Source organism: Fructilactobacillus sp. X8R2C1, from assembly GCF_059900955.1.
In genome coordinates, this window is the sequence record NZ_JBWXVI010000003.1 from 79,185 (window position 1) to 92,720 (window position 13,536).

Sequence of the window (13,536 nt, forward strand, 5' to 3'; positions counted from 1 at the left end):
TACTTGGTTCGTAAACAAAATAATGTCCATTTAAACCAAAGGAGATTTCGTCCATGTCATTAGGCAAAAAGAAAAAGGTTGCATTGATATTAACGTGTGGACTGCTGGCGCTGGGACTCGCCGCGTGCGGATCATCATCTTCCACCAAGGCCAAAAACGGTAATAAGATTACCGCCGTTGGCTCCACGGCACTTCAACCACTGGTCGAGCAAGCGAGTCGAGAGTATCAGGTTAGTAACCCGAAAGTTAACATTAACGTCCAGGGTGGTGGATCTGGAACTGGCCTAAGCCAAATCCAACAGGGAGCCGTCAATGTTGGTAATTCAGATGTCTTTGCTTCCCAACAACCAGGTGTTACTGCTAAAGATTTAGTTGATCATAAGGTTGCCGTTGTTGGAATTGCCCCGGTTGCCAATAAAAAAGTGGGAGTGAAAAATCTCTCAATGAAACAACTTGAACAAATCTTCACTGGTAAAGTCACCAATTGGAAGCAGGTCGGCGGAAATAACGTCAAGATCGTGGTGATTAACCGGGTCGAGGGAAGTGGAACCCGGATGACCTTTGAACAATCCGTTTTAAAGGGCAAAAAAGCCGTCAACGCTCAGCAACAAGACTCAAACGGAACGGTGCAACAGATTGTCTCATCGACTCCCGGTGCGGTTAGTTACCTCTCGTTTCCATATTTAAACAATAAAACGCAAAGTATTTCCATCGATAAGGTGCAACCAACCGACCCTAACGTGGAACATAACAATTGGAAAATCTGGTCGTATGAACACATGTATACCAAGGGCAAGCCCACTGGAACCACCAAAAAATTTATTGATTACATGCTTTCAGATCATGTTCAACAGAAATTAGTCAAGCAGATCGGATACATTCAAGTTAAAAACATGAAATTTGAAAAGAATGCTGAAGGTCAAGTTCAAGCGGTTAAATAATTATGAAAGTGGTTTTTATATGAATGACATTAAAGAAAAATTACTGAAACCATCAAAAGAAACTCATCAAGATAAGGTTGGTCATTTTATCAGTCTCATATGTATCGGCCTGATCGGCATCCTCGTCATTACCATCCTCTTCTTCATCACCACCAAGGGACTGGCGACCTTTACTTCCGATCACGTCAGTATCATCGATTTCTTCACTAAGGGAACCTGGAATCCAAGTCAAACGGGACCAAATGGGAAACCAGAAGTTGGGGCACTTCCAATGATCGTCACCTCATTTGCGGTCACCCTACTATCCGCCATTCTTGCCACCCCATTTGCGATTGCCATGGCCCTTTTCATGACCGAAATTGCGCCCAAACGAGGGCAAAAGATTCTGCAACCAGTAATCGAATTACTCGTTGGAATTCCATCCGTTGTTTATGGTTTCATCGGCCTAATGGTCTTGATTCCCATCGTTAGAACGGTGTTTGGGGGAACCGGTTCTGGGATTTTACCAGCTACCATCGTTTTGTTCGTCATGGTTCTTCCGACCATCACCTCAATGTCAGTTGATGCTTTAAAGGCCGTTCCACGAGACTATCGGAGTGCTGCCCTATCACTTGGAGCCACTAAATGGCAAATGATGTACAAAGTGGTCTTACGGGCTGCCACTCCGGGAATCCTTACCGCGATGATCTTCGGAATGGCGCGCGCCTTTGGTGAGGCACTAGCCGTTCAAATGGTCATCGGAAATGCAGTCCTCATGCCAACCAGCTTGACAAGTCCAACTGCAACTTTAACCAGTCAATTGACAACTCAAATGGGCAATACCATCATGGGAACCTTGCCTAACAACGCCTTGTGGACATTGGCTTTAGTTTTACTAGTAATGTCACTAGTATTCAACGTCATCGTAAAACTAATTGGAAAGAGGAGTGCATTTAAAAAATGAAAATAAATGCCAAAAAAATTAATAAGTTCGCCATTGGGACCATCTGGGCCTTAGTCGTGGTCGTAGTTCTGATCTTAATCTTCTTACTTGGTTACATCCTTATCACTGGTTTACCCGATATCTCGTGGAAGTTTTTAACCACCACGTCCAGTTCGATCAGTGCCGGCGGTGGAATTAGAGATCAGCTCTTTAATTCCGTCTACCTGCTAATACTGACGATCATCATCTCGCTGCCAATCAGTCTTGGGGCCGGAATTTACCTGGCAGAGTACGCCAAGGACAACTGGCTCACAACGCTCGTTAAAACGGCCATTGAGGTTCTAAGTTCATTGCCTTCCATTGTCGTTGGTCTGTTTGGATACTTGGTGCTAGTAATCAAGTTTCAACTTGACTACTCCATTCTGTCAGGAGCGATTGCTTTAACCATCTTCAACCTGCCACTCCTTACCAGAAGTGTCGAAGATTCCATCGAAGAGGTGCCAAAGTTACAAAGAGAAGCCGGGTTATCGCTTGGACTCTCCAAGTTTAAAACCATTACTGGAGTTGTGCTACCCCTCGCGATCCCGGGTATCATCACCGGTGTCATCCTTAGTTCTGGTCGAATCTTTGGAGAAGCCGCCGCCTTGATTTATACTGCTGGTCAAAGTGCCCCAATCGTAAGTTACACCAACTGGAATCCTTTCAATCCCAGCAGTTTCCTAAATCCCATGCGTCCAGCTGAGACCCTTTCAGTTCATATCTGGAAACTAAATACCGAGGGAATTGTTCCAGACGCACACGTTGTTTCAAGCGGCGCCTCAGCGGTTCTTATCATTGTTATCTTAGTCTTTAACCTGTCGTCTCGGTTCTTAGGTAACTGGGCTTACCGCAAGATGACTGGGACTTCTAGAAAAAAGCGAGGTTAAAACATGGCTCAACAAAATTACGATTTAGACCACCATCAAATTATTACACCACCAGGAGAAATGGCCCTTGAGACCGAGGACGTGAACGTCTTCTACGGTAAAAAGCAGGCTACCTTTGATGCTTCGCTGGCATTCTCAAGGTTCAAGATCACCGCCCTCATTGGAGCCTCGGGATCTGGCAAATCAACCTTCCTTCGCTGTCTCAATCGAATGAATGATGGTGTGGCAAACGTTACCGGTAGAATCATGTACAGAGACGTAGACATTAACCAAAAAAAATTAAACGTTTACGTCCTTCGAAAAAACATTGGCATGGTCTTCCAACACCCCAACCCCTTTGCCAAAACCATTCGTGAGAACATTAAATTTGCGCTTAGAAAACATGGCGTAAAAGATCCACAGGAACTTGATCAACGAGTAGAACAAAGTCTAAAAGCCGCTGCACTATGGGACGAAGTCAAAGACAAGCTGGATACAAGCGCCCTTGAATTATCTGGTGGACAGGCTCAAAGGCTCTGTATCGCTCGTTCAATCGCCATGCAACCTGACATCTTGTTGTTAGACGAACCAGCGAGTGCTCTTGATCCCATTTCAACCTCTAAGATTGAAGAAACGCTTCTAGAGTTAAAGAAAAAATATACGATTATCATCGTGACCCATAACATGCAACAAGCTGCCAGAGTCAGTGACTATACCGCCTTCTTCCATCTTGGACACGTCATGGAGTACGCTAAAACAGCTGACATTTTCACCAGACCACAGGTCAAAGCCACTGAGGATTACATTTCCGGCAACTTCGGTTAAGGAGAAGTAAATGACAACTAAAACGGAACCAAAAGAGATTATCAAAACTGAAAACGTCAATTTGTACTATGGAAAGCGAAAAGCGTTGCACGACATTAATTTAAACTTCAAACAAAATGAGATTACCGCCCTAATTGGACCATCTGGATGCGGAAAGTCGACATACCTCCGTTGTTTAAACCGAATGAATGATCTTATTCCAAACATTACCATCACGGGAAGCTTCACGCTCAATGGTCACAATATTTATGGTCCAAAAGAAGACATCGTGGAACTCCGAAAAGAAGTCGGAATGGTTTTCCAGCAACCCAATCCCTTCCCCTTTTCCGTGTACGATAATGTCACCTTTGGCTTAAAATTAGCTGGCGTTAAGGATAAGCAATTATTGGACGAACGCGTTGAAGAATCTCTAAAGCAGGCGGCTATCTGGGATGAAGTTAAGGACAAACTTCATAAAAGTGCGCTTTCATTTTCTGGAGGACAACAACAACGAATCTGCATTGCTAGACTCTTGGCCATTCAACCAGACGTGATTTTACTGGATGAACCAACGAGCGCGCTCGACCCTATTTCGAGTCAGATGATTGAGGACACCCTCCTAAACATCAAGGACAAGTATACGATCATCATCGTGACTCATAACATGTCACAAGCTTCTCGGATCTCAGACAAAACGGCGTTCATGCTGAACGGTCGACTAGTGGAAGTAGGCAAAACCAAAAAAATGTTTATGAATCCTGATAAGCAAGAAACAAGTGACTATCTCAACGGAAAATTTGGATAAGGAGAATGACTATGGGAGCATTATTTGATGATGAATTAAAGAAACTTAAAGGACACTTCATGGAAATGGGATTTGACAGTAGTGAACAAATCTATCAAGCCACCAAATCTTTCATTGATCATGATAAGGACCTCGCACGCAAAATCATTGCGGAGGACCCCAAAATCAACAACGAAGAAATGGATTTAGAGAAACAGTCCTTACAACTGATCGCACTCCAGCAACCCGTTGCCAGTGATTTTCGTCAAATTATCAGTATTTTAAAGGCCAGTACTGACATTGAACGAATCGGCGATCACGCCAATACGATTGCGAGAGAAACCATTAACGCCAAGGGCCATGAACGAATCCCGGCGGTCGAAAAAGTCATCAGTGAAATGACTGAACAAGTCCGTTCAATGTTAGAACAGGTACTAGAGGCCTTCTTTGAGGGCAATGCCTCGGAAGCCAAGAAAATTGCTGACCAGGATGAATCAATTGACAAGTATTACCATTCCACCAGAAAGTTAGTAACTGAATCCCTGAAAAAGAACAGTAAGACGGCGCAAGCGGCCCTAAGCTACTTAATGGTCATCCGATTGCTCGAACGGATCGGTGACCACGTCGTGAACCTCGCCGAGTGGCTCGTTTACAATCAAACCGGCAAGATGGTCGAACTCAGTCACAGCACCAATCACGATGAAGAATACTTTGAAAACAACAAGTAACAAAGAAACCACCCTGATATTTCTATCAAGGTGGTTTTCGCTATTTATTGATTACTGGTTCGCTCAAAGAAGTCCAAAAACAACTGTTCCTCTTTTGGATCGTTTTGCCACAATAATTCTGGGTGCCACTGGATTCCCATGATACTAGCATCATCATTTTCAACCGCTTCGATGACGCCATCGGAAGATTTGGCCGTGACGGTCAAACTATTTCCGACCTTTTTTAGGGCCTGATGATGAATTGAGTTCACAACGAGAAGATCGCCAACGGAATGGACTAACTGGCTTTTGGCTTTCACTTGCACCTCATGAAAATTATGCTTTGGATCGTCGTGTTTCACGTGTTGAACGTTAGACTTGGGTAAATCAGTGGCAATGTCTTGATAAAGACTACCACCAAAAGCTACGTTTAAAACTTGAAGCCCTCGACAGATCCCTAAAAGTGGTTTTCTCCGGCGCACCATTTCTTTAATCAGTCCCATTTCCCACTCATCATGGGGTCGATAGTGTGCATCGTCTGGTTCGACTGATTTTTCGTGGAATAATTCCGGTTGAACATCTTGACCACCAGGAATAATTAAGCCGTCAACTAAGTCAACGTATTCGGAAATCATATCAAGCTCAGCCATGGGAATAATAACAGGCAGAATGCCGTGTTTTTGCAGTAAATCAATAAAAACTTGAGCAGTATAATTGGCGTAATCAAGGTTATAGTTAAGCGTCTTAATCCGGTTAACGTTTGCCGCAATTCCAATTCTCAAAATGAACCCCTCCATTACAATTTAGTAATTCCTAATGAATAAGAGCCATCCCGAATTAACGGGATAGCTCTTATTTGGTTTAGAAGTTAGTTTGGTCCAACTTTCCTATAATTGCAATAGCTTAATTAATTTTTTGCTTTTCATTCGGAACTCAGACTCACAATTGGATCTAATTTAGCGGCCTTGGCTGCTGGAGCAAGTGCTGCTAGTAAACAAATAATAACAAAGACTAGTGCCCCGATAATGGCATTGGCCGGTGAAATTTGAACAATTGCGTACTTAATCGCTCCACTTGAGATTGTATCCGCACCCCATTCGGCTAGGTAGGCGATGATAACCGCAAAGATGGACGAGAAGACCCCCAGAATAAAGGCTTCAGAGAAGAATAGGTTTCGAATGTTGCCCTTGGTAAAACCAAGTGCCCTTAGAATCCCAATCTCCTTGGTTCGTTCGGCAACACTAATGTAGAGCACCACGATGATCATAATTGCTGACACAAGGAGCGAGATTGCCGCAATTCCTGCTAGAACCCAAACAGCGACGTTAATGTAAGTGTTCAGTGTTGATACAATCGCCCCCGCACCAGTAATTTGGTACTTGGTTTGTTGGTTGGGCCCCTTCAACGCCTTAATCTTATCTTGAACCGGCTGAACGTTGGGAACTCCACCCGCAATGTTCACCGCGGCAAAGTTCGGTTCGTACTTCATTGTAGCCTCACTAAACATTGACTTCATCGTGTTGGAACTAACAAGTGCCATTGGGTTCACGTCACTAGTCACCCCACTCACAGTAACCTCTTTTGATAGGACATGGGGCTGCCCGTTATCATCGGGAGCATTCGCAAACAACTTAATTTTTTGGCCTGCCATGTCGTACGGACTCTTTTTATTAAAGCTTTGGGCCGTCTTCTTGTTAATTAATACCTGATTATCTTTAGTGGGAACCGTTCCGGATTTAATGTTCTTTTTTAAGACCGCTCCCTGATAGTACGTTTGAATGTACTGAACGGAAGCGGTTTTATCGGCCGCCTTAAACTGACCGCCAGCTAAAAACTTACCCAACGTTGAACTTTTGACGTTCTTTAGGTCCTGCAACTGTTGGTTATCCTGGTTGGTTAGAAGTGAATTTTTGGGGTTGGGATCCTCTCCTTGCTTCTGTTTTCGACTAACCTGAATGGTAGTGGGATTAACCTCTGAATAAATTTCATGATTAATGTATCCCTTAACCCCATTGCCGAGACCTAACATGAAAATGACCGAAAAGATGCCGATGGCCGCCCCAAAAATAATTAACAGGTTGCGCTTCAGGTTATAACGAAAGTGTTCAAAGGCCATCGTAAAGATGGAAGCAAGTTTGGCCGGACGCGCCTGAAAGTCCGCCTGCGTTTTATTAACCGGGTAAGCGGGTTTTAAAATCCTATCTTCATCAATCTTCCCGTTGGCTAAATGAACGATTCTCGTTCCATAATTGGCAACCACCTGAGAGTGGGTGACGGCAATTACCAGTTTTCCGTCTTCGGCAATTTCGTTCATTAGTTCCAAGATGTCATCGGTATTTTGAGCGTCCAAGGCACCAGTTGGCTCATCAGCAATGATGATATCTGGGTCAGAAGCAAGTGCTCGAGCAATTGAAACCCGCTGCATTTGTCCACCTGAGAGTTGATTAGGGTACTTGTTACGGTGGTCATACAAACCAACCTTTTTTAAAAGCTCAGTGGCCCGTGCTTCTTGTTGTTTATGCGTTAAAGTTGTCATTTCTAAAGAGACCATCACGTTCTCTTTAATGGTCAGATGATTCACAAGGTTAAAGTTTTGAAAGATAAAACCAATCGTGTTGCGCCGATACTCATCAAGTTGTTTACTGGTATCTTTTTTTAACGATTTCCCGTCAATTAAAACGTCACCGGAATAATCACTGTCTAGTCCAGCGATAATATTCATAAGGGTCGTCTTTCCACCACCAGATTCTCCCAGGATGGAAACAAATTCCCCACGATCGAAGTTGAGACTGATCCCGTTTAAAACATAAAAATCCTGATTATCCACATAATAGGATTTTTTGATGTTTCTTAGTTCTAAATAAGCCATTTGGTTCTCTCCTTCTTTTTTAGTAGTGTCCATTTTAAACTAATTTAACCAAAAGTAAATTTTAACCTGAAAGTAAGACTGGCCTTAACGGAAAATTAAAAAAATAATTTTGTGAAATATTTTCGTAATTTTTTCATAACAATAATTAAAATTAATTGCTTAATTCCCACTCTAATGCCGTTATCTATTTCACTTATCAAATTTCTTCTTTGTTCAATTTTTATTGGATCTATTTCAGAAGCTGGAATGCCCTTGCAAACAGTTTTCAAACGGTTTACATTATTACTTGGAAACAAATCTGATATTCCTGAAAGAAATCTTTCCATTTTTTTCGATCAGTTATGTTCAGATTGTAACGATATTAATTCATCAACTTTTCGAAAGGAAGTTATCTTATGTCAAAAATGAAAGCTTTAGTTATGACAGCTAAGCAACACATGGAGATTGAAGACAGAGATGTCCCAACCCCTAAGGACGACGAAGTCTTAGTTGAAACTGCCTACGCTGGTATCTGTGGTACCGACCACGCCTTATACAATGGTCTCCCAGGTTCAGCTGATGCTACTCCTCCAATCGTGTTAGGTCACGAAAACTCTGGAGTTGTTTCCGCAGTTGGAAAGAACGTTAAGGACTTCAAGAAGGGTGACCGTGTTGTTGTTGACCCTAACATTTACTGTGACAAATGTTTCTACTGTCACACTGGCCGCTACGAATTGTGTGAAAACCTATCGGCCGTTGGTGTAACTAGAGATGGTGGTCTTGAGGACTACTTCACTGCCCCAGAAAAGGTTGTTTACCACATTCCTGATGAACTATCACTTCAAACTGCATGCTCAATGGAACCACTTTCATGTGCCGTTCACACGATGAAGATCACCGAAAACATTACCCCTTACCAACACGCTTTAATCATTGGTGATGGATACATGGCTAAGTTGTTTGCTCAACTACTTAGAATCTACGGAATCCAGAACATTGACATGACTGGTAGACATGATGAAAACCTTGCTTGGGAAAAGAAAGAACTTAACTTAAACAAGGTTATCAACACGACTAAGGAAAAAATCACTGACAAGTACGACATGGTAATCGAATGTGTTGGAAAGCCTGAAACCCAAGAACAAGCTGTTGAAGCAACTAATCCTGGCGCTCAAGTTATGATGTTTGGTGTTGGTGCACCAGGTCAAACATTTAACATGAACACTTACGAAATCTTCAAGAAGCAATTAACCATCAAGGGTTCAATGATTAACCCCCACAGTTTCGAAGATTCAATTGCTTTACTTTCAGATGGTTCCGTTAAGGTTACACCTTTCCAACACAACATCCTTACTTTAGAACAAGTACCTGGTGTATTAGCTGGTACTGACAAGGTTCAAGGCAAGTCAATTGTTAAAGTTAATGGTAATCTTAAATAATTGAACCAAAATCTGATCGTGGAGGGAAACTATGGCGAAGAAAACCGCTAATAGAAAAGCCAAACGTACCATTTCCATGACAGCTTCAATTATGTTCTTTATCCTTTCATTAATAATTAACTCTGCTGGAAATGTTTTGACTCTAGTAACAACTGCTAAGATTCATCCATCTTTTCTAGGTTCAGCTTACTGGACCGCAGCCGAAACCAACCTTGGAAATGCATTTCACTGGAACTTATTCTGGGCATTTCTAATCTTGGGAGTTGCCATTACCATTTTGAACGCCTTTTTAGTCGGTCACTGGGATTGGGGACGTGCCATTGGAAACGTCATCTTCATGGTTCCGTTCTCAGCACTCATCCAGGTCTTTGATGACTTCTTCATGGATGGTTCACTGCCAGTAATTGGAAAAGTATCATTTTTTGCTGGATTCCCTGAAGCCAAGGGTTGGATGATGGTCGCTTTCTATGTCCTCTTAAATTTCTTCGGGGTAGCATTGATTGCAACCGCCATCTCAATCTACCAACGAGTCAACTTAGTCTTGCATCCCGCTGATGATTTGATGCAGATCCTGCGATTTAAGTACTTCAATGGTGCTGCTGGGAAAGCCATGTGGGCTTCCTACATCCCACCGACTGTCATGGCAGTGGTTGCCTTTGCAATTACTCGTCAATTTACTAACTTAGGAGTAGGAACGATCTTTGCGTTCCTATTCCAAGGTGGAATCACTGGACTTGCTGATAAATACATCTTCCCTCACCTAAAGCATCAAGCGTTAGATGTTGGTGATGAATCAACGGTTGCCGTTGATATTGACGAAGACGAAAAGACAAAGAAAAAATAAGCAAAAGAAATAACCGATCTCAACCGAGATCGGTTATTTTTATTTAAACCACTATTTCAAACTTTTTAAAATCTCGCTCAATGCTGGTTGACCATAAACGTTATAACGTTTCTTGTACGCATCAATCGTTTTTTGGTCAAAGTTTTCTGGGTCAAGGGGGACAAAACTAGTATCAATTGGGTCAAACGCTTTAATCTTAGCGTCAATCACAATCGGCTTCGTGTTACCTTCAGCCTGCATTCGGTCAATCTCAACCATGACACTATCAAGTTCATCTTGACCTGAAACTTTAAAGCCATGAGCACCCATGCCTTCAGCAACTTGGGCAAAATCCGCTTGATAGAGGTCAACACCATAATCACTAATGCCAGATTGAACGTCTTCGTGTTCAATGTAACCAAAGCGTTCGTTTGACAAAACGACATTGATAATCGGCAAGTTGTACTTGGCCTGCGTAATCACATCCTGCATGACCATTGCGAATCCCCCATCACCTGAAATCGACCAAACTTGACGATCAGGATATGAGAGTTTAGCAGCAATGGAAGCTGGTAGACCAAAGCCCATTGTTCCAAACCACGGTGACATGGTAAACTGCTGCTGCTGATTAAAGGGAAGTTGACGAATGGAATGCATGGTGTTGTTTCCAACGTCAAGTCCATAAACCGCATTCGACTTAGAATGGTCAGCGATTGCTTTCAAAACAGTCTCAGCTCTAAGACCCTCGTCGTAGTCAGTCGCAATGCTATCAAGCCATTTTAACCAATTCTCGCGATCAATTCGAGCGGCTTTTAAGAAATCACTCTTAGGAAGCTTTACATCTGAATCAATTAACATTTCTAAGAATTCCTTGGCATCACCGTGAATCGTGAGGTTGGCCTGATACTGACGACCCAAATCAGCCAGATTGTTATTAACTTGAATGATTTTCTTATCTTTAGGCATGAAGCGAGCAAACGGAAAGTCGTTTCCAAGCATAATAATCAGATCGGCAGCCTGAGAAACTTCAAATCCGGGTTTCGTTCCCAGTCTACCACGAGCACCCATGTAACTCAGATTGTCGTTTGGCATAATCCCAGTTGCAGGAGCCGTGGACAAGACTGGCATGCTAAACTGATCGGAAACTTTCACGATCTCATCTCGGGCACCCTTAGCACCTCTTCCGTACCAAAGAACCGGATGTTTGGCTTTCTTAATCATCTTAATGGCTTCATCAACGTCAGCTTGTTTAGGGTGAACCGTTTTAATGCTACTTGAAACGTTGGCTGTCTTAGTTGGTTCATAGTCAATCTCAGTTCCAAGTAAATCATTCGGTAAGATGACGACTGCTGGACCCTTCTTTTGATAGGCCGTCCTGATTGCTTCATCAATAATCTTTGGTATCTGATCGGCAGTTGACGCCTGGCGGTTGTAAACCGAAACGTCAGCAAACATTGGCAGTTCATCCATTTCCTGAAAGAACCGCGTGTTCATCATTGGTTGGGGAACTTGTCCAACGAGAGCTAACATTGGAGTATTGTCTTCCTTCGCGTCGTATAAACCATTAAACATGTGAGTCGCACCAGGACCCGCCGAACCAAAGGCAACCCCAATCTTACCGGTATACTTATGGTCAGCGGAAGCGGCCAAAGAACCGACCTCTTCATGTCTAACCTGAATATATTTAATGTTCTTTTTTTCCTCATCTAGCGCATTCAATAAGTTATTCAAAGAGCCAGCTGTGATGCCATACAAATGGTCGACATCCCAACTCTCAAGCACTTTCACCAGTGCTCTACTTGCTGTCATTTTACTCATAGAATCCCTCTTTTCGTTTTTCCAATTTAACTGTTGACCCAATTGAATTATAAACCACTCCATCAATTTATCCTATCAGAAGCAATAAAAAAGACTCCTAGTCAGAGCCCTTACTTATTAATTCATATTTCTAAGCTGGTCATTTTTAGTGTAAAAACTATGATAACCCATGTAACATGCGATGATTGAACTAACGGCCGTAATCCCAAGCAACATGAAAGTTACCATGATCTGGTACTTAATGGCCTTAACCGGATCAACACCAGCAAAGATTAAACCAGCCATCATCCCGGGTAAACTAACCAGTCCAACGGTCATCGCGGTATCAATCGTGGGCTGCATCCCGGTCTTAATGCTGTCACGCACAATGTCAGAACAGGATGTTTTCACGTCGGCTCCCAGAGCTAATTTTTCAATAATCTGCTGTCTCCGGTCTTTAAACATGGAATTCATACTTCGATAACACAGTCCCAAGGCAACCATTGAGTTACTGGCAACCATTCCGGTAATTGGTACCACTTGAGACGGGATAAACTTAATTGCTCCCGCAAAGACTAATACCGCAAGTACCACAATCGTGCTACTTCCTAACGCAATGATGGAAATGGGGAGTGCGTGTTCCATACCGTCACTACGTCCCTTGGCGTTATAAGCGGCGTTAAACAAAATAATTAAGATTAAAATCAGGGTTAAAAAAACGTTATTGATCCGAAAAACGAATCGTAAAACGTACCCAACTATAAATAACTGAACCACACAACGGATGGTGGCAATGATAATTGACTTATCAATGCCCAACTTTTCTTTCCATCCGACAAATAACGCGATTAAGACCAGCAGTCCAGTTAATGCGAGCGCTTGATTTGAAACAATTAAATTAGGCATCTTTATCTCCTTTAACTAGTCGTCCATTAACAATTGTGACTAACTCGGTGGCATGGTCAATCTCACCTTGATCATGAGTAATCATGATAACCGTGGTGTGATCTTTTTGATTAATGTAGTTAATCATCTTGTGCACACTTTCCTTGGTGTTCTCATCAAGGCCAGTGGTAACCTCATCTAAAATAAGCACATCAGGCACAAACATGATGTTGCGAATTAATGCGACCCGTTGGCGTTCCCCACCAGAAAGATTATCGACCGTCCGATCCAAATCACCATCACCTAGATCGACGGTTTGAAGTGCTTTTAACGCATGTTCTTTATCAAACGGTTTATTTCGAATCTGATATGGGAACTCAAGATTATCCTTGACCGTATTGCCAAACAAGGTGGGTTGCTGAACAGCGTATGATACTTTTCTCCGATACTCAATTGGATTTAAATCAGCGACGTTTTGGCCTTCAAAAATTACTTCACCAGAACTGGGAGTCAAAAGATCCGCCAAAAGTCTCACAAAAGTTGTCTTCCCACTCCCTGATGGACCAGTGATCGTAACGATCTCTCCGGCATCAACGCTCCAGCTGATATCCTTGATAATCTCACGTCCATCAGCGTCGTAGCATAGGTTTTTAGTTTCTAGTACTGCCATTTTGATACCTC

At 42.7% G+C, this 13,536-nt stretch carries 14 protein-coding genes; 8 read left to right on the forward strand and 6 right to left on the reverse strand.

Going from position 1 to position 13,536, the window contains the following annotated elements; all coding sequences use genetic code 11:
- Positions 1-53 precede the first annotated feature (53 nt).
- Genes AC6UD6_RS04390 through phoU form a run of 6 tightly spaced genes read left to right on the forward strand, consistent with a single transcriptional unit; the run spans position 54 to position 5,084 of the window.
- Entirely contained in the window at positions 54-941 is an 888-nt protein-coding gene (locus tag AC6UD6_RS04390; RefSeq protein WP_500695806.1) for a phosphate ABC transporter substrate-binding protein PstS family protein, read from the forward strand.
- A 19-nt stretch (positions 942-960) separates the two neighbouring features.
- Positions 961-1,884, forward strand: coding sequence for a phosphate ABC transporter permease subunit PstC (pstC, locus tag AC6UD6_RS04395; protein ID WP_500695807.1), 924 nt, complete (start codon positions 961-963; stop codon positions 1,882-1,884).
- A gap of 2 nt (positions 1,885-1,886) precedes the next feature.
- Positions 1,887-2,789, forward strand: a complete 903-nt coding sequence (gene pstA / locus AC6UD6_RS04400) for a phosphate ABC transporter permease PstA (RefSeq protein ID WP_500695876.1) — start codon at positions 1,887-1,889, stop codon at positions 2,787-2,789.
- 3 nt (positions 2,790-2,792) lie between these two features.
- The gene (pstB, locus tag AC6UD6_RS04405; RefSeq protein ID WP_500694046.1) at positions 2,793-3,593 is read left to right on the forward strand and encodes a phosphate ABC transporter ATP-binding protein PstB; all 801 of its coding nucleotides are present in this window, start codon (positions 2,793-2,795) and stop codon (positions 3,591-3,593) included.
- A 10-nt stretch (positions 3,594-3,603) separates the two neighbouring features.
- Positions 3,604-4,377, forward strand: a complete 774-nt coding sequence (gene pstB / locus AC6UD6_RS04410) for a phosphate ABC transporter ATP-binding protein PstB (protein WP_500695808.1) — start codon at positions 3,604-3,606, stop codon at positions 4,375-4,377.
- Between the two features lie 11 nt (positions 4,378-4,388).
- Positions 4,389-5,084 carry a phosphate signaling complex protein PhoU gene (gene phoU, locus AC6UD6_RS04415; protein WP_500694048.1) on the forward strand — a complete coding sequence of 232 codons (696 nt, stop codon included), beginning with the start codon at positions 4,389-4,391 and terminating at the stop codon, positions 5,082-5,084.
- Between the two features lie 44 nt (positions 5,085-5,128).
- On the opposite strand, the gene AC6UD6_RS04420 is transcribed toward phoU, so the two are convergent.
- The 3 genes from AC6UD6_RS04420 to AC6UD6_RS04430 all read right to left on the reverse strand — a co-directional run bounded on the left by AC6UD6_RS04420 (position 5,129) and on the right by AC6UD6_RS04430 (position 8,258).
- A complete protein-coding gene (locus AC6UD6_RS04420; protein ID WP_500695809.1) occupies positions 5,129-5,845 on the reverse strand; it encodes a gamma-glutamyl-gamma-aminobutyrate hydrolase family protein in 717 nt (238 codons plus the stop codon).
- 140 nt (positions 5,846-5,985) lie between these two features.
- Positions 5,986-7,932, reverse strand: a complete 1,947-nt coding sequence (locus AC6UD6_RS04425; RefSeq protein ID WP_500695810.1) for an ABC transporter ATP-binding protein/permease — start codon at positions 7,930-7,932, stop codon at positions 5,986-5,988.
- A 95-nt stretch (positions 7,933-8,027) separates the two neighbouring features.
- Positions 8,028-8,258 carry a hypothetical protein gene (locus AC6UD6_RS04430; RefSeq protein ID WP_500694051.1) on the reverse strand — a complete coding sequence of 77 codons (231 nt, stop codon included), beginning with the start codon at positions 8,256-8,258 and terminating at the stop codon, positions 8,028-8,030.
- A gap of 78 nt (positions 8,259-8,336) precedes the next feature.
- Between AC6UD6_RS04430 and AC6UD6_RS04435 the strand changes: the two genes are divergently transcribed.
- Positions 8,337-9,350 (forward strand): zinc-dependent alcohol dehydrogenase family protein, encoded by a 1,014-nt coding sequence (locus AC6UD6_RS04435; RefSeq protein WP_500694138.1) that lies wholly within the window; start codon positions 8,337-8,339, stop codon positions 9,348-9,350.
- 31 nt (positions 9,351-9,381) lie between these two features.
- Complete coding sequence (locus AC6UD6_RS04440; protein ID WP_500695811.1) at positions 9,382-10,194, forward strand: DUF6198 family protein; 813 nt, start codon at positions 9,382-9,384, stop codon at positions 10,192-10,194.
- A 51-nt stretch (positions 10,195-10,245) separates the two neighbouring features.
- On the opposite strand, the gene spxB is transcribed toward AC6UD6_RS04440, so the two are convergent.
- The 3 genes from spxB to AC6UD6_RS04455 form a co-directional block, all read right to left on the reverse strand.
- Complete coding sequence (gene spxB / locus AC6UD6_RS04445; protein ID WP_500695812.1) at positions 10,246-11,991, reverse strand: pyruvate oxidase; 1,746 nt, start codon at positions 11,989-11,991, stop codon at positions 10,246-10,248.
- 117 nt (positions 11,992-12,108) lie between these two features.
- A complete protein-coding gene (locus tag AC6UD6_RS04450) occupies positions 12,109-12,876 on the reverse strand; it encodes an ABC transporter permease (protein ID WP_500694054.1) in 768 nt (255 codons plus the stop codon).
- Positions 12,869-13,525, reverse strand: a complete 657-nt coding sequence (locus tag AC6UD6_RS04455; protein WP_500694055.1) for an ABC transporter ATP-binding protein — start codon at positions 13,523-13,525, stop codon at positions 12,869-12,871. The genes AC6UD6_RS04450 and AC6UD6_RS04455 overlap by 8 nt, the downstream gene beginning before the upstream one ends.
- Positions 13,526-13,536 lie beyond the last annotated feature (11 nt).